We start from the raw sequence: 23,497 nt of genomic DNA, 5'->3' as shown, positions 1-23,497 counted from the left end.
TGCACCATGAAATTTGAATTAATAACAACTGACGGTAAAGCGCGTCGTGGTCGTTTGCAGTTTGAACGAGGCGAGGTTAATACGCCCGCTTTTATGCCAGTGGGAACATACGGTACCGTAAAAGGCATGTCGCCAGAGCGTGTAGCTGACACAGGGGCGGAAATAATCTTAGGTAACACTTTTCATTTAATGTTACGCCCCGGAACTGAGATAGTTAATCTCCATGGTGATCTCCATGATTTTATGGGCTGGCAAGGTCCTATTTTAACTGATTCTGGCGGCTTCCAGGTATTTAGCTTGGGTGAATTGAGAAAAATTACAGAACAAGGAGTAACTTTCCGCTCTCCGGTTAATGGCGATAAAGTATTTCTGGGGCCGGAAGAGTCCATGCAGGTTCAAAAAGACCTAGGCTCAGATATTGTAATGATTTTCGATGAATGCACTCCTTACCCAGCTACCGAAAAACAAGCTAAAGACTCAATGGAAATGAGCTTGCGGTGGGCTAAGCGTTCTAAAGATGCCCATGGTGAGAGCAACGCGGCACTATTTGGAATTGTGCAAGGCGGAATGTACCCAGAATTAAGAAGCGTATCTTTACAGGGCTTAACTGCTATCGGTTTTGACGGCTACGCCATTGGTGGTTTATCGGTTGGAGAGACCAAAGAAGAAATGAAAATGGTGCTTGATAACCTATTACCAGATATGCCTGAAGATAAGCCTAGATATTTAATGGGCGTCGGCAAACCTGAAGATATCGTAGAGGCAGTTCGTCGCGGTGTGGATATGTTCGATTGTGTTATGCCAACAAGAAATGCAAGAAACGGCCATCTTTTTACCAGTACGGGAGTTGTAAGATTGCGAAACAGTCCCAATAAAAGAGATTCTGGGCCGGTTGATGCAAGTTGTGACTGCTATACCTGTAAAAATTATAGTCGTGCTTATTTACATCATTTAGACAAGTGCGGCGAAATGTTTGGTGCAGAACTAGCGACCATACACAACTTACATTATTACCAGACCTTAATGAAAGGTTTGCGAAAAGCAATTGAAACAGGTAGTTTGAACGAATTTGTTGAGCGTTTTTATCAGCAACGTGGGATGGAAGTTCCCACGATTTAGGTAACAATAAATCGAAAATTAACTTCGCGTTAGCGAGCTATAAAAAAGAGAAGTAGGGGAAATAATTATGTTTATTAGTAATGCAATGGCAGCCGCTCCAGGTGGTGCAGCTGCAGGTGGCTACAGCGGCTTAATCATGATGGTTTTGTTCGGTATCGTATTTTACTTTCTGTTGATTCGTCCGCAAAGTAAACGCGCTAAAGAGCACAAGAATATGCTAGAAGCTATCCAAAAAGGTGACGAAGTGGTTACCAGCGGTGGAATATTAGGCAAAGTGAGTAAAATTACAGACAATTTTATTGTTTTAAATGTTGCTCAAGGTGTAGAGATGAACTTTCAAAAGCACTCTATTACTGCAACCTTGCCAAAAGGCACGATTAAAGCCGTAAACGAATAAAAAACAAGCTCGCTTAGGCGAGCTTTTTCGTTTTACCAAAAATTAGATAAAATTATTAGAGCTTTTAAATTATGTTTTCAGATCAACCTCAATTGAGACCGATTAATACTTTCCCTGCTTGGAAGTATGTGATGTTAGCGGTCATATTAGCCTTAGGCATTTTATATGCGTTACCTAACATGTATGGTGAAAACTTTGCTGTTCAAGTCAGTGGAGAGAAAGGCGCCGCAGTACCACAACAAGTGTTTTTAGAAATTGAAAATGTTTTAAAAGAAAAAAACATTTCACTTTTAAAGTCGAGTAACGAGCAAGGTAAAGCATTATATCGTTTTGAAGATTCTGAAATTCAATTAAAAGCTAAAGATGTTATTGATGAGTATGTAAAAGGCAAGTCTGAAGAATATGGCGTCGCTTTAAACCTGGTTGCAGCTACACCTGAATGGTTAAAGAACTTAGGTGGCTCGGCAATGAAACTGGGCTTAGATTTGCGCGGCGGTGTGCACTTTTTAATGGAAGTTGACATGAAGTCAGCTATTGCTAAAAAAGAAACACAATATTTAACTGACTTTAAAACCACGTTTAGAGAAAATAAACTTCGCTATAGCTCGGTTGTTAAAGTCAATGATGTCGGTATGGTGGCTCGTTTTCGCGATGAAGAAACTCGCGATAAAGCTGAAGTTGTGGTTCGTCAAAACTTTGCCGAACTTAACACGCGGAGCCGAGAAACCGGCAACATGTATGAAGTTGTTATCACTATCCCAGACATCAAAATAAAAGAAATTAAAGACTACGCAGTAAAGCAAAACATTGCGACTTTACGTAATCGAATTAACCAATTAGGCGTTGCCGAGCCGCTAATACAGCAGCAAGGTGCTGAGCGTATTTTAATTCAATTGCCTGGAGTACAAGACTCTGCCCAAGCGAAACGTATTTTAGGATCTACAGCTACGGTTGAGTTTAGGCTCGTTAGTCAAGCTTCTGGTTATAACCCGAGTAGTGCTGGCCCTGGTGCAGAAATTATTGAAGGTGAAGGCGACATTAATTACGCAATTCGAAAGTCGGTAATCGTCGATGGAACTCACTTGACTGACGCAACCGTTGGCTATGACGAAAATGCCATGCCGCAGATTAATGTAACTTTGGATGGCGAAGGGGGCAATAAAATGCTCGCAGTGACCTCTAAAAATATTAATAAACCCATGGCTATCATTATGATTGAAAGTCGTGGGGTTTATGAAGTCATTGATGGCGAAAACAAGCTAGTTTCTACCAAAGAAGTCAAGTCAGTAGTCAGTGCGCCAAACATTGGAAGTGCGTTAGGTAGTAAATTTAGAATTACCGGACAATTTACGCCAACCGAGGCTCATGAACTTGCATTAGTTCTTCGCTCTGGCTCCATGATAGCGCCTGTTTATTTTGTAGAAGAAAGAACCGTTGGACCAAGTTTAGGTAAACAGAATATTGAACTAGGTAAAAAGTCAATTATGGTTGGTTTTTTCGCAGTATTAATTTTTATGGCTTTGTATTACCGCGTATTTGGTTTGATCGCCAATGTTGCTTTAATGAGTAATTTAGTCTTTATTTTTGCAATCATGTCGCTTGTTCCTGGCGCTACATTGACTTTACCTGGTATCGCTGGAATCGTTTTAACCGTTGGTATGGCGGTTGATGCCAATGTTCTTATATTTGAACGAATAAGGGAGGAGCTGAGTGAAGGAACCAACCCAGCCCAAGCTATTCATAATGGTTACGACAAAGCTTTTTCAACTATAGCCGATGCCAACGTCACCACGTTAATTGCGGCATTAGTTTTGTTTAGTGTTGGAACAGGACCTGTCGCAGGATTTGCTGTCACATTGTTAATCGGAATTATGACTTCAATGTTTACTGCGATTATTGGTAGTCGAGCGTTAGTTAACTTAGTTTACGGCGGAAAAGCCTTAAAGAAAATTTCTATATAAGGCTAGGAAAAAACATGAAAATTTTAAAATCTAAACTCAATATAGACTTTTTAAAGTACAAATTAATAGCGACTATTTTTTCAGCTATTTTAATTATTGCTTCAATTACCGCATTAGTTATCAGTGGCTTAAATTTCGGCCTCGACTTTACCGGTGGAACCTTAGTTCAAGTTCAGTATCAACAAGATGCTGATTTTGCCGGTATTAGAGAAACGCTAAAAAATGATGGCTTTGAAAAGGTTGTCGTTCAGCCTTTTGGTACAACTAAAGATGTCATGATTCGATTAGCGCCGGTAAAAGATAAGAAAGCCGATGAAGTTGGAGCAGAAGTCTTATTAAGCTTAAAAAGAGCTTCTGAAACGCCGGTTGAAATGCAAAAAATTGATTATGTTAGCTCTAGTGTCGGCGAAGAGTTGACCGAGCAAGGCGGCTTAGCAATTATTGTCGCGCTTATTTGTATTTTGATTTATGTATCGATGCGCTTTGAGTGGAAGTTTGCATTAGGCTCTGTCGCTGCATTAGCTCACGATGTAATCATAACTTTAGGCTTTTTCGCTTTAATTCAAATGGAATTTGACTTAACTGTGCTTGCAGCTATTTTGGCGGTCATAGGGTATTCCTTGAACGATACCATCGTTGTATTTGACCGAATTCGAGAGAATTTTCTGAAACTACGTAAACAAGACTCAGTTAAAGTTATTAATACTTCACTCAACCAAACTATGTCGCGTACGATTATGACCTCTATTACCACCATGTTAGTGTTGCTTGCCTTGTTCTTTTTAGGCGGGCAGACAATTCACGGCTTTGCAACGGCATTAATTGTCGGAGTATTAATTGGTACTTACTCGTCAGTGTACGTCGCTAGTAATGTCGCTCTTGCTTTAGGCGTTACTAAAGAGGACTTGATGCCACCAGAAGTAGATAAAGAAGGCGCAGATCAAGAAGCTTTAATGTAAATTAAAGTGGCCATATCCGTAAACTCTCGCTGATTCAGCGGGAGTTTTTTTATTTTTAGATTATACTTACATATTATTCGTGCTTCATATTCAGATATAGCATTCTTTGTTGCAGCATTATGCTTTTAAATTCAAAAGCTTACCTTAAAAAATATCAGGAAAACCTACATGCCTCAATCAGGTACTAATTCGTCAAATGAAGAATTGACGTTCAAATCTCTCGCTTTGCCAGATACTTTAGTTAAAACTTTAACCGATATTGGCTATGAAAAGCCATCACCTATTCAAATTGCCAGTATTCCAGTATTGCTTCAAGGTGCTGACATTATCGGCCAAGCGCAAACCGGAACCGGTAAAACTGCTGCATTTGCACTGCCCTTACTCACAAAAATCGATTTAAAGAACAGAAAGCCGCAAGCGCTCGTATTAGCGCCAACACGTGAGCTAGCCATTCAAGTGGCCGAAGCCTTTAAAACTTACAGTAAAAACTTTCCGGGCTTTCAAGTACTGCCTATTTACGGCGGACAATCAATGTCTCAACAATTACGGCAACTAGAGCGAGGCGCGCACGTTATTGTGGGCACGCCAGGCCGCGTAATGGATCATATGCGTCGCGGTAAACTCGTTTGGGATGCAATGCACACATTGGTATTAGATGAAGCCGATGAAATGCTCAGAATGGGCTTTTTAGAAGATGTAGAGTGGGTATTAGAGAAAACCCCAGCTGACCGTCAAATCGCGCTATTTTCGGCAACTATGCCAAAAGAAATTAAGCGGGTTGCAGATAAATTCTTAAATAACCCGCAAGAAATAAAAATAAAAACTAAAACGACTACCGCTGCAACCGTCACTCAGCAGTATTTAGCCGTGTCGAATAATCATAAACTTGACGCTTTAACGCGCATTTTAGAGGTTGAAGAGACAGACGCGGTGATTATTTTTGTGCGCACTAAAACTGCCACTGTTGAGCTAGCTGACAAGCTAAATGCTCGTGGCTATACCGCCGCTGCGATTAATGGCGATATTCAACAGTCAATGCGTGAGCAAACAATTGAAAAGTTAAAGCGAGGTCGGTTTGATATTTTAATTGCTACAGACGTTGCTGCACGAGGACTTGATGTACCCCGTATTTCTCACGTTATTAACTATGATATTACGCAAGATGTCGAGTCTTATATTCATCGTATTGGTCGAACTGGTCGCGCGGGCAGAGAAGGTAAAGCAATATTGTTTGTGACCCCGCGAGAGAAACGTATGTTGTCGTTAATTGAAAGAGTTACTAGCAAGAAAGTAGACAGAATTGCGTTGCCAACTACAGAGACAATAAACGATCAAAGAATAGAGCGCTTCAAACATAAGATTACTGAAAAAATCGACTCTGGAGAGTTAGCGCCCTATTTAGAAATTTTAGAAGCCTACCAGTATGAAACTAACCAAACTGGGATACATATTGCCGCGGCGCTAGCTAGCTTAGCGCATGAAAACTCACCGCTGTTAGTTGAAGACATGCCAACGCCAAAAGAATCTACTCGACGTTCGCGTCATGAAGACTCTGACAATTATGGGCGTGAACGTAAGCGACCGAGAAAAGGACGCGAAGATGAGTCTCGCAGTGGTAAAGATTTTCCGCGTAATCCTGAAAAGTTAGATGCATTTCCTGATATACCGATGCAGCGTTACACCATGATGGTTGGTTTTCAAGATGGCATTAAGCCAGGCAATATCGTTGGCGCGATTGCTAACGAAGTTGAAATTGAAAGTAAGTATATTGGCCATATTAAGATTTATGACGATTTTACCACGGTTGATTTACCCGGTAACATGCCAAAAGAAGCCTATGCTCATTTGAAAAAAGTAAGAGTGTGTGGCAAAGCAATGAACTTAACAGTGGCTAAAGAGTTTGATTTTGATAAGTTAAAATCTCGCGGTGGAGACAGCAAACCAAGTGGAAAACCAAAACGAAAGTTTGCTGGAAAAGGACGCAAGTCTGGTAGCGGAAAAAAACATCGCAAAGGCAATAGTAGTGAATAAATGGTAGCGAAACAACAGCAGTTTGATTAGCGCGTTAGCTGTAACTTTGCCAAGTAGTAAAGTGTAGGCCTAGTAAGCTACTATCGTCCGACAATATGATGTAAAAAAACGGTAAGCCTTGGCTTCCCGTTTTTTATGGCTGGTATATTTTTTACCAGATTTTAACTCTATCTTCTGGTTTGCGGTACATTGCATCGCCAGGTTTTACATTATAAGCATCCATAAACTCTGGCATGTTCATTAATGTCCCGTTGCCGCGATAAGGCGCTGGTGAATGTGGGTCAGTCTTTAGACGCATGCTTAAAGCTTCATCTCTAAACTTATATGCCCAAACCTGAGCCCAGCCCATAAAGAAGCGCTGCTCACCGGTAAAGCCGTCAATTACTGGTGCTTCGTTACCTTCTAACGACAGCATATAAGCTTTGTGTGCAATCGTTAGACCGCCTAAGTCGCCAATGTTTTCGCCAAGAGTTAACTCTCCGTCAATATGCTCACCAGGCAGGGGTTCAAACTCGCTATATTGTGCCGCAAGCTTTCCTGTTCGTAGCTTAAATTCGGCCAAGTCTTTCTCGGTCCACCAGTTTCTTAAAACGCCGTCGCCGTCTGATTTAGCACCTTGATCGTCAAACCCATGTCCCATTTCATGTCCAATAACACCACCAATACCGCCGTAGTTTACTGCGTCGTCAGCTTGCATGTTAAAGAAAGGGGGTTGCAAAATTGCTGCAGGAAATACAATTTCGTTCATCACTGGGTTGTAATAAGCGTTAACCGTTTGCGGTGACATAAACCACTCGGTTTTATCAATGGGTTTACCTAGTTTATTTACTTCGTTGTCGTGGTTGAACTTAGCTGCTCGCTTATAGTTTCCAACCAGATCATCTGCACTAATTGATAAGCCGCTATAGTCTTTCCATTTGTCTGGGTAACCTATTTTAGGCGTAAATTTTGCGAGCTTGTCTAACGCTTGTTGCTTGGTTTCTTCGCTCATCCAGTCGAGCTCTATGATTGCTTGACGGTAAGCTTCACGTAAATTTTCAACTAAGTTAACCATGCGTTGTTTAGCTTCTGGTTTGAAATGCTTTTTCACGTAGATTTTACCAACTACTTCGCCAAGTAACCGGTTTACAGAGCCTACTGCGCGCTTCCAACGAGCTTCTTGCTCTGGCGTGCCGCTTAAGGTTTTGCTATAAAAGTCAAAGTTTGCTTTATCAAAGTCAGCACTTAATAAACTAGCGGATGAATTAATTAAAGTCCAACGCAGGTAATTTTTCCAAGACTCAATATCGGTCGACTTAAACAACTTAGCAAAGTTTTCAAAGTAAGTAGGCTGTCTAATGATGACGCTGTTTTCGCTATTGATGCCGGTTTTTTCTAAGTATAAAGACCAGTTAAACCCAGGCATCATTTCGCTTAGTTTGGCAGTATCTACTTTGTTATAAGTTTTATCGCGGTTACGGCTTTCTTTTCTTGTCCAATGCAGTTTTGCTACTTCAGTTTCAAGCGCCATAATTGCCTGAGCAGTTTTAGCTGGTTCCGCTATTTTCGCCAATGACAGCATAGTTTCAATATGCGCCACATAGGCTTGACGAATCTCGGCTGACTTTTCATCTTCTTTTAAATAGTATTCTCTATCCGGTAAACCTAAACCAGATTGAGTAAAATAAGTAATATAGCTAGTAGGGTTTTTAGAATCATTGTTCACCCAAAAGCCAAACGGCGCTTTACCAGAATAAACTTGAGCTTTAGCAAAGTGGGCAACGACATCGTCGTGAGTTTTTATCGCTTCAATTTCTGCTAAGTCAGCTTCAATTGGTTTAATGCCGAGTTGGTTCAGCTTATCGGTATTCATGTAGCTCTTATAAAGATCGCCAACACGTTGCGCATCAGAGCCAGCTTCAACATTTTCTAGTTGTGCTGTTTCTTCAATAATTGCTTTAACGTCTTCTCTTGACTTATCTCGTAACGCAGTGAATGAGCCATAGGTCGATTTATCTGAAGGAATTGGCGTGTTTTTTAACCAAGTGCCGTTAACATACTGGTAGAAATCATCTTGTGGTCTAACTGAGGTGTCCATGTTTGCAAGCTCAATACCAGAGGTTAACTCGGCTTTTTTTGCTGAAGCGGTTTGAGTTTGTTTCGCTGAGTTAGCATTTTGATTTGATGGTGATTCTGCTTCCTGTTGGCTGCAACCTGCTAATAAGGCTAAGCTCACAGCGCTAGCAATGAGAGTTTTATTCATGGAGAGTTCCTATTTGATTATCAAAATATTGTTTACTGTATTATTAAGGCTGCTAATAAGCTAAATGGTTTTTAGTCTTGGTTATAATTTAGCTTTGCAGCTTTTCAAAGGCTTAAAGCTTTTGAATAAGCCGCTAATAAAAGCATATAGGGTAGGTGAGTGCAAGAGTTTAAATGAGTGATATCGTTACTTAATATGACAAAGGCTACAAAAAAACGCTAACTATTTGAATTTAATATATTTTATGTTTGGCTTTCTAAGCAGAAAAGCGCTAGTAAAGGGGGATTCGGTAGCAGTTTAACTGGCTACTGCTTGTTGAATCACAAAGTGCCGTAAAAAGCGCTCTGAGAGCGCTTTTAGTAAGGATCTATTGAATGGTGACTTCACTTGCATTTGCGTTATTGGGAGAGACTGGAAGCGCCTGCTTAGTAAAGATTGTCCGAACCGAAGGAGGAGCTGATATGGATATTTCGATGCCATGAAGGTCTAACTCTGTTTCCGCCAAGAGAACACTCATACGACTCGACTTGAACAAAGATTGCATAATAAATGCCAACAGCTTTTGTTGTTCAAGCTGTTTTAACAATGCGGCTTCTGTTTCCGTAGAGATGGTTTTTAGTTGTTTGAATCGAGGAAGAATTTTAGGGACCAAGCCTATTTCTATCTCTAATTGGATTAGCTCAAAACCTGCTTGGTCAAACAATGGTTTGGCTTGGTTAATTTCAGCCACAATGGCTTTGATTTTGTCTGTGGTCAGCTGCCCGATTGGGGAATTGGTGTCGACCGAAGGTGGCTCATCACGTCGCTCAGAATCGAGCGTTTTCTTTAAGTTTTTAAATAAATTTTTAATCATTAGGGACTCTTTTGAATTTTTAACGAGGCGGTCAACTAGTTCGAGTTGAGTGTAACATATTGATTTATAAGCGCAACTTATGCATGAGAGCGAGCTAAACTACTGAAAAGTATAAACATATAACTAGTTGATATTAAATTTGATATTAATTCTGAATTAACAGGAGTAGGATTGTTGCAACACATCGGATGAGTTATGCTTGAGTAATCAATGGGTCTATGCGCTGTTTAACTTAGGATGCTGAAAATTTAATTTGGCACTATAAATTGATAGATAGCTCAACCGGTTGCTAACACAGACTTTGTGCCAGTTACTTAATTTTAATATGAGGTAATTATGACGCTCTATCATCATTCTCAAGGGAAAGACAGCTGTGGCTTTGGGCTAATCGCGCAGTTAGATGGTGAACAAAGTCATAGCTTAATCAAGACGGCTATAACAGCACTGACTAGAATGACTCATCGTGGTGCTGTTCATAGTGACGGAAAAACCGGTGACGGTTGCGGTTTATCTATACAACTTAATCAAAATTATTTTAGACAAGTAGGTGAGCAGCTAGGGTTTAAGTTGGGTAAGCGCTTTGCCGTAGGACAAGTGTTTTTTAGCCAAAATAAAGCCCAAGAAAAAGCCGCCAAGGCTATTTTAGAAGAGGAGCTTGCCAAAGAAACCTTAACTTTTTGCGGTTATCGCTCGGTTCCCATCAACACCAAATTGTGCGGTGAAGTTGCGCTGCACTCACTACCTAACATACAACAGATTTTTGTTACTGCGCCACCAGGCTGGGGGAAATACGACCTAGAACGCCGTCTTTTTATGGCAAGACGCCGTGCTGCGGATAGAATTAAGTGCAATGATTATTACGTTGTTTCTTTGTCCAATTTAATGATCGTCTATAAAGGGCTAGTCCTTCCTGAAAACCTTGCTCAATTTTATTTAGACTTAAGCGACCCCTTAATGAAAAGCGCTATTTGTCTATTTCATCAACGTTTTTCGACCAACACGGCGCCTTTGTGGAAATTTGCTCAACCATTCCGATTTTTAGCTCATAACGGTGAAATTAATACCATTTCCGCTAATCGACGTTGGGCTCATGCTCGGCGCAAAAAACTATTTACACCGCTACTATCAGATTTAGGACAGCTGCAACACTTGGTCAATCAGTCAGGCTCTGATTCGTCTTCGCTGGACAATATGTTAGAAATTTTACTTGCTGGTGGAATGGATGTTTTTCGGGCACTAAGGTTACTAATTCCGCCTGCTTGGGCAAACCGTTCGAATATGGATCCCGATCTTAAAGCATTTTATGAATTTAATTCAATGCATAGCGAGCCTTGGGATGGTCCTGCGGGCATTGTTATGTCAAATGGTCAACAAATAGCTTGTACGCTCGATAGAAATGGGTTGCGACCAGCACGTTATGTTATTACTAAAGATCGAATTCTTACGGTCGCTTCAGAAGTAGGTGTTTGGGATTATAAAGAAGAAGATGTAATAGAAAAAGATCGTGTTGGACCAGGCGAAATGTTAGCCGCTGATATATCAACCGGACAGGTTTGGCGTACAAATGAAATTGATGACATGCTAAAAACGCGTCACCCTTATTTAGAGTGGTTACGGGAAAATACGATTCGATTGCGTAGTGATGTGAGTGTCGAACAGCAAGGTGCACAAAAGTATATTGATGAAAATATTCAAAACCTTCCTCGATTCGAAAAATTTTTTGGGGTGAGCCAGGAAGAAAAAGAAAATGTTATTCAAGTGATGGCCAACCAAAGTCAAGAGCCTTCGGGATCAATGGGGGACGATACACCGATTGCAGTATTGTCTTTGAAATATAGAAGCTTATTTGATTATTTTCGGCAGCAATTTGCGCAAGTAACTAATCCTCCAATCGATCCACTTCGCGAACGCTCGGTGATGTCATTAGAAACTTGTTTTGGGAAAGAGCATAACGTATTTCAGGAAACCAACGGATTGGCATCGCGTGCCATTATAGGTAAACCTATTTTAAACTATGCTAAGTTACAGCAGCTTGCAGAACTTGACCAAACTGATTATCGCCAAGAGAGCTTGAGTTTAATGTATCAAGAAGGAGAATCATTACAAGGCGCGATTGAAAAGCTGTGTGATAAAGCGGTTGAATTAGTTGAAAGTGGTTGCGTTATTTTAAAGTTGACCGACCGTGATATTCAGCCAGGATACTTAGCTGTTCATGCAGTTCTGGCCACCGGCGCTATTCATAACCGGCTGGTGGATCTTGGTCTCCGCTGCGATACAAATATTATTGTAGAAACCGGCACTACGCGCGACCCGCACCATTTCGCTGTACTTATTGGTGTTGGGGCTACAGCGATTTACCCTTACCTTGCATTGCAAATTATCAGTCAGTTGTCGGAGCGCGGCTTATTAGCCACTGATTTAATTAATGCTCGTAAAAACTACTTTGTTGGCATTAATAAAGGACTGCTTAAAATAATGTCTAAAATGGGGATTTCTACAATTGCAAGTTATCGTGGCGCCCAATTATTCGAAGCCATGGGAATTAGTCAGCAAGTGGTAGATTATTGTTTTCCGGGAATGGTTTCTAACATTGGTGGAGCGACCTTCAAAGATATTCAACGGGACGATCAATTAAACGTAAAAAATGCTTGGCGAGATAGTGTTAAAACGGTGCGCTCGGGTCAGTTTAAATATGTACACGGAGGCGAGTACCATTGTTATAACCCGGATGTTGTCACCTACTTACAAAAAGCCGTTGAGTCTGGAGACTACCAAGACTATCTAAGCTATGCCAATAAAGTTAACCATCGGCAAGTTGCCACTTTAAGAGATCTACTCGCGTTACAAACGCTAAAGCAACCTCTCGATATAAAAAATATTGAATCAACAGAGTCAATTCTTACTCGTTTTGACTCGGCAGGCATGTCAATTGGAGCGCTTAGCCCAGAGGCCCATGAAGCTTTAGCGGTCGCCATGAATAGCATAGGCGGGCGCTCTAACAGTGGTGAAGGAGGCGAAGATAAAACGCGCTATAACAGCATTAAAAACTCGAAGATAAAGCAAGTGGCATCCGGGAGATTTGGAGTAACTGCAGATTATTTAGTGAGTGCTGAGGTCATTCAAATTAAGGTTGCCCAAGGTGCAAAGCCTGGTGAAGGTGGCCAGCTGCCAGGTGCTAAAGTGACTCTTGATATTGCTAAGTTGCGCCATGCAACGCCAGGGATTACCTTGATTTCACCACCACCACATCATGATATTTATTCAATAGAAGATCTTGCCCAATTAATTTTTGATTTAAAACAAGTTAACCCTACGGCATTAGTCTCAGTTAAGTTAGTTTCCGGGCCAGGAGTCGGTACCATTGCCGCTGGAGTGGCTAAAGCCTACGCTGATATGATTACCATTGCTGGGCATGATGGCGGTACTGGGGCTAGTCCTTTAACTTCAGTTAAATATGCTGGGACGCCTTGGGAAATAGGTTTAGCTGAAGCTCACCAAGCATTAATTGAAAACGGCTTACGAGACAAAGTTTGTTTACAGGTAGACGGCGGTTTAAAAACTGGCCTTGATGTCATTAAAGGCGCAATTTTAGGCGCGGATAGTTTTGGTTTTGGGACTGGACCTATGGTGGCATTAGGCTGCAAGTTTTTAAGAATTTGTCATTTAAATAATTGTGCAACCGGCGTTGCGACTCAGAACAAAATATTGCGAGAAAAGCACTTTCATGGACTACCACAAAAAGTGATTAACTTCTTTCAGTTTATCGCTCAAGAAACTCAATATTGGTTAGCGCAAATCGGCGTAGCATCGCTTAATGACCTAATTGGTCGTACTGATTTACTTAAAGTTTTAAAAGGCGTTACCGCAAAACAAAGTCATTTAAATCTTCAAGTGATTTTAGACTCAGCTAAAAGGCCCAATAATCATTTGGCACATTATCAAAAATTGGCTAATCAACCTTTTGATAAGGGAGAACTCAATCAACGTATTTTAAAACGAGTGCAGGGCTTGCTAGAACAAAAAAGTGTGATTGAATTAGAGTTTCCAATTAAAAATTTTGATCGCTCTGTTGGTGCTGGTTTAGCAGGCTACCTTGCAAAGCAGCGCCTCGATAAGGTGTCAGTTAAATTACAGTTTAAGGGAACTGCTGGGCAGAGCTTTGCGGTTTGGAATAGAAAAGGCATGCATGTAAGTTTAGTTGGTGATGCTAATGACTATGTTGGCAAAGGAATGTCGGGAGGAAGTATTAGTGTATTTCCGCCAGATAATGTGAGTTATATTTCTAGTCGTGGTGCCATTATCGGTAATACATGTTTATACGGTGCTACAGGCGGAAAATTATTTGCTGCTGGCCAAGCTGGTGAGAGATTTGCAGTGAGAAACTCGGGGGCGAGTGCGGTGATAGAAGGGGTTGGCGATCATGGCTGCGAATACATGACTGGTGGTAGTGTCGTTGTGCTTGGTCCAGTGGGCGAAAATTTTGCTGCTGGAATGACCGGTGGTATTGCCTACGTTTTAGATTTAAGGGAAACATTACCTAAAAAAATGAACTTTGAGCATGTTGAGTTAATGCGTTTAATTGAACCTGAATGCGAAAGTTACATTAACCTATTACAGAATTTGCTGACCCTGCATGTAGAAAAAACGCAAAGTAGTTTAGCCCAAAAAATCCTAAAAAACTGGCCGCACTATTTACAACACTTTATGTTAGTTTTACCCAAAGTAATAGGGCAAGCTGCGGCTGGCGTTAACATTTTAAGGGTGGTTAAATGAGCAAGGCAGATATCAAAAAATTTGACCCGCTAACTTTTTTAAAGCAAGCGCGCAGCGAGCAACTAAAGCGCGATTTAACCCAGCGAAAAATTGATTTTAAAGAGATATATCAGGCCAAAGAAGCGTCGCAACTTTGTAAGCAAGCTGAACGTTGTTTAGACTGTGGTAATCCTTATTGTGAATGGAAATGCCCATTACATAACTATATTCCAAACTGGTTAGAACTTGTAAAGCAGGAGCATTTTGAGCAAGCTGCCGAGTTAATGCACGAGACCAACCCGCTACCTGAAATTTGTGGACGCGTTTGTCCACAGGATCGTTTGTGTGAACAAGCTTGTACATTAAATACAGGCTTTGGTGCGGTCACTATAGGCGAAATAGAGAAGAGTATTAGCGACCGCGCTTTAGCCAATAACTGGCGGCCGGATTTGACTGGCCGAGTAAAGTCGAATAAAAAAGTTGCCGTTATTGGCGCTGGACCCGCAGGTTTAGGTTGCGCAGAATATTTACAGCGCAATGGCGTTGACGCAGTTGTTTTTGACCGTTACCCAGAAATTGGCGGGTTACTTACTTTTGGTATACCTGGTTTTAAACTTGAAAAAAATGTCATAAGAAAGCGTCGTCAGTTTTTAGAAGATATTGGCATTGAGTTTAGATTAAATACCGAAGTCGGCAAAGACGTGTCTATCGATTCGTTACAGTCACAATTTGATGCCATGTTTTTAGGTGTTGGCTGCTATACCAGTGTCGATGGCAAGTTGCCCGGTCAAAAGCATAGTGCAGTAATTAAAGCTTTGGATTTTTTAATTGGAAATGTTAATTACCATGAAGCCTTCGCCATGAAGCAATTTCCTTATTACAATGTCAGTGATAAAAATGTTGTGGTATTAGGCGGTGGAGATACTGCGATGGACTGTGTTCGCTCGGCCATCCGTCAAAACGCTGCTTCAGTGACTTGTGTTTATCGGCGCGATAAAAACGCTATGCCGGGTTCTCCTCAGGAAATTAATAATGCGATGGAAGAAGGTGTGCAATTTGCTTTTAATAGTCAGCCTATATCAATTGAAAGTGATCAGCAAAAGCTTATTGGCGTTACCGTAGCAGCTACGCAGATACAAGCAAATAGTGCGAAGCACACCCGAGGTCAGCTTAAAGTTGATATAGAGAATACTCGTCTTATTAAAGCCGATGTCGTTATTGTTGCTTTTGGATTTTCAGCGAGCCCGCCAAATTGGTTAAAAGAGTTACGAGTAGAAACTGATCAATGGGGGTTAGTAAAAACCACACCTGCGGAGTCCGAAGAGTTAAGTTATTTGCAACAAACGACGGCAGAGGGAGTTTATGCTGGCGGTGATATGGTAAGGGGGGCAGACTTAGTCGTTACCGCCATTGCTGAGGGGCGTCAAGCGGCGAAAGAAATTTTGGAATATTTGAAAGTGTAATTTAGTAATAAAAACAGTTATTTTTAATACTTGATGAGAGTGTTTTATCTAATTTTTAAGGGTTTAACTTAAGTTCAATTAGAATAGGTCACAATAAGTTAGATGTTGACTATTTGGTTAGCTTTTTAGGTTGATTGAAGTTAAACTTCATTTATTGATTATTTCTTGCTCGAGTCGGTATGAAAGAGCTCTCATTACCTCTAAAAACATTTGATATTTTTCATTTATCGCCTTCTCAAGGCTTTGAGTCTCAAAGTGAAATAGAAGACTGGATTCCGCCAGAGGTTAAGCAGCAACTTTTAAAGATTATTAAAATTAGTTTTAAAGGGATTGATGCGGCCAGTTACTTAGAAAAATACTTTTATCCTAAAGACGCTTTTAAGTTTGTCCTAAGGCTTTACTATGTTGATGGTCAGAGTCAGCAAATCGATTCTAGCCAAAAAAGCGCGAGTAGCAAAGACACTGGCGCGAAAATGGGTAAAGACGCGAAATCTTCAAATTGTATCGTTGGTTACTGCTTATTGAGCTTTTCGCGCGCTCAATTTACTGCAAAATCTTTCACTTGTATGAAGGCTTCAGCAGCCTTTCTTCCTGCGTATCGTAATGGCAATAACACGATTGCTTTTTCATTATGGCAACCCATTAAACATTTACTGATGCATCCTTTTGAAAAAGTCATTTACTTAGATACTATCTTAAGTCCCGCAATGTATCGGATGATAGCCAAAAATGTAGCTATATATTATCCCAATAGAAGTGAGCAAACTCCACCTGAGGTTTTGGATTTGATTAAACAGCAACCTTATTCTAGCAATGTAGATTTCGATAATCTTGAACAGCAAGAAATTGCGATGGAGGAACCAAACCCGCACGTAGTTTGGGCTGGTAGAATGAGCAACTATAGCGAAGATGAAATATTAAGTTTACGATCTAGTACTAAGTCAGATATTCAATTTTACTGTGACATTAATCCAAACTTTGATAAAGGTTACGCAATTGTTTGCGCTGTACCAATTGGGTTAATGCAAATATTAAAAACCTTAGTAAAATCTATATTTTATTCCAAGCAGTGATTCAAAACGGCTAGAAATCAAAAAATAATTCTAAAAGTACAGTCGCATGACTGTTTCCGCAACACAAGCAAGGCGCTTGCTATTCTCAACTTCAATACTAATTTCGTTAACGAGTTCGATACTCTTCCGCATAGGGGTTAGCCCAATGAGTTTTGTCCGTGCGCGAACCCGAGTACCAGATTTAACTGGAAACGGAAATCTAACCTGATTAAGGCCATAGTTAACGGTCATTTTCGCTTCAGGGTAAGGATTGCTAGTGTCATCTACTGAATCGGTTAGTTTAGGTAACAAAGATAAAGTTAAAAATCCATGTGCGATAGTGGTTTTAAACGGTGACTCTTCAGCTGCGCGCTCAGGATCGGTATGAATCCACTGTTTGTCACCGGTAACTTCTGCAAACTGATTAATACAGTTTTGATCGACTAAAAACCACTCGCCGACAAAAGTTTCTTCGCCTAAGCTTTGCTGCAGTTTTTGATATGTTTCTGCCGCTTTAGGTGTAAGTACCAATGGCTCTATGGCGTCTGGCGCATCATCGTCAAATGGGTTAAATCGAGAAATCCACGGGTTATTTAAAGTATTAGTGATTTTCTTGGATAGTAGGTCAGAAAAATTTTTAAATTGCGGCTCAATACGAGCTCTAAAAACGGCATTGTTTTGCTGAAACTTTTGAGTTTTTTCTTTAATGAATTCAACAACATTCATAGGGCTAACTCCATTGTCCATCCGGGTTTCGGTTTATAATTACTGTTTGGTGACTCACTTACCCTTATAAAACTTAATTTAAGCGATTATTGGTTGGCTAAATTAGCCAAGTTACCTAAGTTAGCAAGGTTACAGTTTGCTTCAGTAATTTAAAAAAGCTGTTTGAATAATGTTGATTATACAAGGTCGGTTAGGCATAGTGCTACTGGTAGCACCAGTTTTTTAAAAGAATTTGTAAATTTCTGTCTATTCTTAAGCCGCTTTGCACAGAGTTTAAAATGTTACACAATTGGGGTTACTTTTAAATGTGTGATCATGGCTTATATTAAGGCGTATTAATGCACTTTGTTATTATTAGTATCATTATTGTTCTATTGGTCTTTGGACCACAATGGTGGGTTAGGTTTGTTTTAAAAAAGCATCATAAGGTGCTGGACAACATGCCTGGAACTGGTGGCGAGGTTGCTGCTCATCTACTGCATGTTTATCAGTTAGATCAAGTTAAACTAGAAACTACTCAGAGCGGGACCGATCATTATGATCCTGAATCTAATAGTGTTCGGTTAAGTCCAGAATATTTTAATGGCAAAACACTTACCAGTATTGCGGTAGCTGCCCATGAGGTAAGTCACGCGATTCAATTTAACCGCAATGAGCCAGTAACGGTTTTACGTCGACGCTACTTGAGCAAAGCCGTGCTTATTCAAAAAGTAGGGGCTGGTATGTTAATGGGCTTACCCTTACTTGGTTTAATCGTTAAAATTCCTCATGCTATTTTTGTCTACGCTTTGATCGGGTTATTGGTAATGTTGTCGTCGGTTTTTATTCATGCTGCTATTTTACCGGAAGAGTGGGATGCAAGCTTTAACAAAGCTTTACCTATTCTGGAAAAAGGGAATTATGTACCGAGCGAGTATCTACCCGCGATTCGCCAAGTACTAAAAGCCTGTGCGTTAACTTATGTGGCCGCGGCGCTAGCTAACGTTTTAAGTTTATGGCGATGGTTTGCATTGTTTAGGATGCTACGCTAAGAGCATACCCAGTTAAAAAAATCTGTGAGGAAAACTAGTGGTTAAACGAATTGCATGGTTATTGATGTTTCTATTAACGGGCTGTACGTCGGTGCCGCTGTCATCTTTAGTTAAGCTTAACTCACTTGGACAGCAGGGATTAGTTAATGTTTTGCCACAAGAAGTCCGTGCGAGAATTAGTCTCAGCGCGCCAGGGGCGTTAGAGCCCAAGGATGTATCGCTGGTGCTTAAATTTGAATTTTCCGGGGATAGGCCAGCCCAACATTTATTTAAACTAAAGCAGATTTCCAGTAAGTTAATTCCTGCAGAAACAGGTTTTTTTGTTGACCAGCCAGCTAAAAATCAATATGTATTTAAAATCGCCCCCAGTTCACAACAGGACTTTAGGCGAATGCAACGAGAATTTAGCCAGTATGGTAAACCGGATAAATATTATTGGACTGTGTATTATTATTTAAAACCTGAGTCAAAGCATTTGAAAAGCTTAAGCATAGATTTAGAACTACTTTTATCGGCTGCGGATGATTATTTTTTCTTAATTAAAGATGGCACAATAGATAAGCAGTCAATAAATTAATCCAAGGCTTGAGGAATAATTGCAAGCGCTATAGACTGTTAAAAAAAATAAAACTCACAATTTACGGGAAGGAATCTATGATTCTTAACGTGATTTTTTACATATAATAAGCATTAGGAGTCAAAATGATACGGACCGTCACTTTCATTTCAATTGATCTGATTCTTGGTGCATGCGCATCATTTCCGCTTTCAGACAAAGGTCCTCTGATTGTTCTAGCAACTCCTAAGTCGCTGGAGTGAACCGCTTGCTATAGAGACTTCTGTACTGTTGGTCGTTACTCCTCAATCAGATATTCGTGATTGTCCAAATGAGCAATTTTATGCAGGAAACTTTGATGATTGTCTGCCGATTAAAAATGTTTTACAACACTTTGCAAATGGATAAATCTCCTAACAAATGCCAGAAGTTGTAGGCAAAAAACAAAAGCTCCTTGAATTTAAGCGAGCGTTATCGCCAGCCGTACACTAAATCTGTAACTATCCCTTAAAATAATACAGCTTAACCGTAGAATTTTCTTTAAACTAACCTAAGAGGTTTTACACATGAGCAAACGAATGAATGAAAGCCAAATTGTGGCGATTTTAAAAGAAGCAGAAGCAGGCATGTTAGTAAAAGATATTTGCCGAAAGTACAACATCGGCAATTCAACCTTTTATAAATGGCGTGAAAAATATGGTGGCATGGAAGCGTCGGATGTAAGGCGTTTAAAAGAGTTAGAAGAAGAAAATCGTCGTCTAAAACAAATGTATGCCGACCTTAGCTTGAAGTCACAGTTACAGGAAGAAATTATAAAAAAGCTGTAGTGCCTGTTGTTGAGCGCAAAGTTTGGGCAAAAGAGTTGCAATCCACTTACACCATTAGTATTGCCCTCAGCTGTCAAATAACAGGCATGAGTCGTACCGCTTATTATTACAAACCCCAATTATCAAACGATGGTGAGATTATTGACGCACTCAATCAGCTGGTTGAAAAGCATCAACGCTGGGGCTTTCCTAAATGTTATAAGCGCCTCAGAGCTAAAGGGTATCGTTGGAATCACAAACGTGTTTACCGTATTTACACGGCAATGAAGTTAAACCTAAGGAGAAAAAATAAGAAACGACTTCCACCTCGTCAACCTGAGCCATTAGCCGTTCCTAACAAACTTGGCCAAGTTTGGTCGATGGATTTTATGAGTGACACTTTACACAATAAAGTGCGTTTTAGAACGTTTAATGTCATCGATGATTATAACCGTGAAGTGTTAGGCATTGATATTGGTACAGGCATGCCAGCGTCAAAGGTTACTCGTTATCTTGATAGATTGGCAGCTTGGCATGGTTACCCTAAAAAAGTACGAGTTGATAATGGTCCAGAGTTTACCTCGTTTGAGTTTATGCAATGGGCAAAGCGGCACAAGATCACGATTGATTACATCAAGCCAGGTTGCCCTTATCAAAATGCTTATATCGAACGGTTTAATCGTACCTATCGACATGAAGTTTTAGATTTGTATATTTTTACGAATTTACAAGAAGTGATGGATATAACCGAAAACTGGATAACGCTTTATAATACAGAAAGGCCTCATGATTCATTGAATGATATGACGCCTGTGGAATATAAATTAGCTATTTAAATTCTATGAGTGAGTTGTGCTAAGAATGGGGTATTTACAAATCTAATTTAAGTGTCAGTATCCATAGATAGAATATATAAGAGTTTAGAATATGCTTGATAAAGTTCCAACAGAAAGACTTCACTACATTGACGCTTTAAGGGTTATTGCAATCTTAATGATGTTTATTACCACGTTTCAATGGTTTTTGTCGCTGAGTGGGGATGGCATATTAAAAACTCAGCGCAAACTGCAGGGTTCTGAGCTCTCTTATTTTGAATTTTATCAGTCGTTTTTGCAGTTTAATTGGTGGCCGGAAGGTAATTTTCATTGGCTGCATCTGTGGTTTATTCCCTATCTTTTTGCTTACAATATAGTGTCTATACCCATATGTTTGTTGCTTAACCAAGAGACTTTTTTTGTGAAAAAAATACAAGCGGGGCTTGTAAAGCCGTATGGTCTCTATGTATTTATATTGATAGCTATTACGCCTTATATATTCTTGTCAGTACATTATCCAACAACACACGATTTCATTCATGATTACGCACGCCACTCATTTTTTATATTTTTCATTTTGGCAGGACTATTCTTCTTTAGGTTTAAGCAACTATTAGCAACGATAGAAGCGCGCCGACATACCTTTTTTAGGCTGGCATTTCTGTCTATTTTAATCATTAACGCACTTCGCTGGAATGGAATGGAACCCTTTCAATTATGGAGTAATTGGAAAGATGTGCCTCAAACATATCTGTACATAGCTTTATTGAATTTTAACTCATGAATGTGGGTTTTTGTTTGTGTGGGGTATGCTAGGAGGTACCTTAATAGAACAAGTAAACTGTTGGAGTATAGTAATAGGGCTGTTTATCCCTTTTATATATTGCATCAAACGGTAATTGTTATAGTTGCTTATTATGTTGTGCAAACGCCTGACGAAGCTGCTTTAAAGTATGTTTTTCTGCTAGTCACTTGCTTTGCTATTAGCATGATAATTTACCATTTATTTATTTTGCCATTTAAATTGCTAAGATTTACTTTTGGTATAAAGTAAGAAACTATAAAAGAAACGCTGGGGGATTGTGGAGGCGTCTATATATGTCCAGCTAGTCGCAAAGCGTAGTCAAGAGTCACGCCAAAACCTATCTAGCAGTGATATGTTTGTTAGGGCAAATAATTACGGCTGTCTAGCTTCACGCTAAATAGGAGTTTTTAATAGCGCCAGTAGTTCTACTGGCGCTTTATAAGCTTTGTAAGGTTAGCCCTAGAAATGATTATAAACAAGATCTTATTTGTTTTAGCAAACATCCATTTCAACCCCGAGGGATTTTAGTATAACTAACCCGTTAGACAATTAGTCCTAACGGGACTTTTATTTTGAAGCAACTAATTCTTAGTGTCATTTAAACTTGTCCAGCGTTGTTCAAGCTCTGCAAGCATTAAGTTAGCGCAAGCACCGGCTGATATTCGTTGCTTAATAGATTGCTTAATTAAATCTTGAGTCAATTCAGTTTCAGCGAGGTTATTTTTTTGGTAAGCATCGCGAAAAGGGACGCCGCTGGCGGCTAACTCTACTGCGCGATCTGTCGCTAACATACCTATTTCGAAGCTTTGGGCAATGGCTGCTTGGTTGAATTTTATACCTTTGATTAGTTCTGGAAATAAAGCGAGTGTTTTAAGCGCCTCAGACACGCCGCGCAACATTGGTGCCTTGATTAATTGCAAATCTCTTTGGTAACCGGATGGAAGTGAGAGCAATGATTGTATTTCATTGATTGCTCCTTGCAGAGTGGCGTATTTTGCGCGCATAAGTTCAACTAAATCGGGGTTGTTTTTATTGGGCATAATGGAGCTTCCGGTAGTCATGGCATCAGGCAACTGAATAAAACTAAACTCTTGCGAGGTAAATAAAGAAACATCCCAACAAAAACGGCGAATATCGAGAAGACACTGTGCTAGTGTATTAAGTACATTGAGTTCAATTTTTCCGCGGCTATTTTGCGCATATAGAGGATTAATTTGCAGGCGTTCAAATTCTAGTAGTTGTGTAGTAAGCGCTCTATCGAGAGGCAGGTTGACTCCATAACCAGCAGCAGTACCTAGCGGATTAGCATCAACCAATTGCAAGCTTGCTTTTAAACTGAGTAAGTTGTCGATAAAACTTTCCGCGAAGGATGCAAACCACAACCCCGCGGTCGAGGGAACCGCTCTTTGTAAATGGGTGTAGCCCGGAATGGCAAGCATTTTATTTGTTTCTGCTTGAGATAAGCAGGCTTGAATAATTAAATGAATACTTTGTTTCGCCTGGATTAATTGAGACTTAAGATACAAGCGTGTCGCCACTAAAACTTGATCATTTCTTGAACGACCTAGATGCACTTTCTTACCTATATCGCCAAGCTGTTCAATTAAGAAATATTCTATTGCAGAATGTCCATCTTCAAATCGAGAATCCAGTGTAAATAGACCTGAATCTATTTGTGCTTGCAGCTTATCTAGTGCGGTAGTTAAAAGGTCTTTTTCCTGCGAGCTTAATTGGTTAATTGCAAACAAGCCGGCTAAATGCGCTTTGCTGGCGCGAATGTCGTATTCAATTAACTGTGCATCTAGTGCTGTATCTTCACCAACCATAAATTCATTTATTGCAGTGGTTGAATGTTGAGCGGCTGCTTTCTGCCAAATGGGGGCTATATTTTTAGTCATAATGCTATCTCAGTAGTTTAAAAAGTGTAAT

16 protein-coding genes are annotated in these 23,497 nt (G+C 40.1%); 12 read left to right on the top strand and 4 right to left on the bottom strand.

Annotated features, from left to right (window positions below):
- Positions 1-6 precede the first annotated feature (6 nt).
- From tgt to ACUR5C_RS10345, 5 genes are all read left to right on the top strand, one after another.
- Positions 7-1,119 carry a tRNA guanosine(34) transglycosylase Tgt gene (gene tgt / locus ACUR5C_RS10365; protein WP_454465049.1) on the top strand — a complete coding sequence of 371 codons (1,113 nt, stop codon included), beginning with the start codon at positions 7-9 and terminating at the stop codon, positions 1,117-1,119.
- A 67-nt stretch (positions 1,120-1,186) separates the two neighbouring features.
- Complete coding sequence (gene yajC, locus ACUR5C_RS10360) at positions 1,187-1,516, top strand: preprotein translocase subunit YajC (protein WP_454465048.1); 330 nt, start codon at positions 1,187-1,189, stop codon at positions 1,514-1,516.
- Between the two features lie 71 nt (positions 1,517-1,587).
- The gene (gene secD, locus ACUR5C_RS10355) at positions 1,588-3,477 is read left to right on the top strand and encodes a protein translocase subunit SecD (protein WP_454465047.1); all 1,890 of its coding nucleotides are present in this window, start codon (positions 1,588-1,590) and stop codon (positions 3,475-3,477) included.
- Between the two features lie 14 nt (positions 3,478-3,491).
- Positions 3,492-4,436, top strand: a complete 945-nt coding sequence (gene secF, locus ACUR5C_RS10350) for a protein translocase subunit SecF (RefSeq protein ID WP_454465046.1) — start codon at positions 3,492-3,494, stop codon at positions 4,434-4,436.
- A 168-nt stretch (positions 4,437-4,604) separates the two neighbouring features.
- Positions 4,605-6,467 (top strand): DEAD/DEAH box helicase, encoded by a 1,863-nt coding sequence (locus tag ACUR5C_RS10345; protein WP_454465045.1) that lies wholly within the window; start codon positions 4,605-4,607, stop codon positions 6,465-6,467.
- A gap of 151 nt (positions 6,468-6,618) precedes the next feature.
- Here ACUR5C_RS10345 and ACUR5C_RS10340 read toward each other — a convergent pair whose 3' ends face one another.
- Both ACUR5C_RS10340 and ACUR5C_RS10335 read right to left on the bottom strand, forming a co-directional pair.
- Positions 6,619-8,709 (bottom strand): M13 family metallopeptidase, encoded by a 2,091-nt coding sequence (locus ACUR5C_RS10340; RefSeq protein ID WP_454465044.1) that lies wholly within the window; start codon positions 8,707-8,709, stop codon positions 6,619-6,621.
- Positions 8,710-9,076: 367 nt separating this feature from the next.
- Complete coding sequence (locus ACUR5C_RS10335; protein ID WP_454465043.1) at positions 9,077-9,562, bottom strand: hypothetical protein; 486 nt, start codon at positions 9,560-9,562, stop codon at positions 9,077-9,079.
- A gap of 336 nt (positions 9,563-9,898) precedes the next feature.
- On the opposite strand from ACUR5C_RS10335, the gene gltB reads away from it, so the two are divergent.
- From gltB to ACUR5C_RS10320, 3 genes are all read left to right on the top strand, one after another.
- Positions 9,899-14,335 carry a glutamate synthase large subunit gene (gene gltB / locus ACUR5C_RS10330; RefSeq protein ID WP_454465042.1) on the top strand — a complete coding sequence of 1,479 codons (4,437 nt, stop codon included), beginning with the start codon at positions 9,899-9,901 and terminating at the stop codon, positions 14,333-14,335.
- Positions 14,332-15,777, top strand: coding sequence for a glutamate synthase subunit beta (locus ACUR5C_RS10325; protein ID WP_454465041.1), 1,446 nt, complete (start codon positions 14,332-14,334; stop codon positions 15,775-15,777). Before gltB ends, ACUR5C_RS10325 begins: the two co-directional genes overlap by 4 nt.
- Before the next feature lie 179 nt (positions 15,778-15,956).
- Entirely contained in the window at positions 15,957-16,850 is an 894-nt protein-coding gene (locus ACUR5C_RS10320; RefSeq protein ID WP_454465040.1) for a hypothetical protein, read from the top strand.
- 30 nt (positions 16,851-16,880) lie between these two features.
- Here the strand turns inward: ACUR5C_RS10320 and ACUR5C_RS10315 are convergent, their stop codons facing one another.
- Positions 16,881-17,555 carry a MaoC family dehydratase gene (locus tag ACUR5C_RS10315; protein ID WP_454465039.1) on the bottom strand — a complete coding sequence of 225 codons (675 nt, stop codon included), beginning with the start codon at positions 17,553-17,555 and terminating at the stop codon, positions 16,881-16,883.
- A gap of 338 nt (positions 17,556-17,893) precedes the next feature.
- Between ACUR5C_RS10315 and ACUR5C_RS10310 the strand changes: the two genes are divergently transcribed.
- The 4 genes from ACUR5C_RS10310 (at position 17,894) to ACUR5C_RS10295 (ending at position 21,547) form a co-directional block, all read left to right on the top strand.
- A complete protein-coding gene (locus tag ACUR5C_RS10310; protein WP_454465038.1) occupies positions 17,894-18,586 on the top strand; it encodes a zinc metallopeptidase in 693 nt (230 codons plus the stop codon).
- Between the two features lie 37 nt (positions 18,587-18,623).
- Positions 18,624-19,163, top strand: coding sequence for a hypothetical protein (locus tag ACUR5C_RS10305; RefSeq protein ID WP_454465037.1), 540 nt, complete (start codon positions 18,624-18,626; stop codon positions 19,161-19,163).
- Positions 19,164-19,708: 545 nt separating this feature from the next.
- Positions 19,709-20,784 (top strand): IS3 family transposase gene (locus tag ACUR5C_RS10300; RefSeq protein WP_454465036.1). Its coding sequence is split into 2 segments (ribosomal slippage): positions 19,709-19,958 and positions 19,958-20,784, totalling 1,077 coding nucleotides; the frame shifts between segments, so codons are not numbered across the junction.
- Between the two features lie 91 nt (positions 20,785-20,875).
- A complete protein-coding gene (locus tag ACUR5C_RS10295) occupies positions 20,876-21,547 on the top strand; it encodes a hypothetical protein (RefSeq protein ID WP_454465035.1) in 672 nt (223 codons plus the stop codon).
- A 602-nt stretch (positions 21,548-22,149) separates the two neighbouring features.
- On the opposite strand, the gene argH is transcribed toward ACUR5C_RS10295, so the two are convergent.
- Entirely contained in the window at positions 22,150-23,466 is a 1,317-nt protein-coding gene (argH, locus tag ACUR5C_RS10290) for an argininosuccinate lyase (protein ID WP_454465034.1), read from the bottom strand.
- Positions 23,467-23,497: the final 31 nt, after the last annotated feature.

The organism is Aliikangiella aequoris, assembly GCF_053709105.1.
The sequence above is the reverse complement of the archived record's forward strand: the minus strand, read 5'-3'. Positions and strand labels throughout refer to the sequence as shown.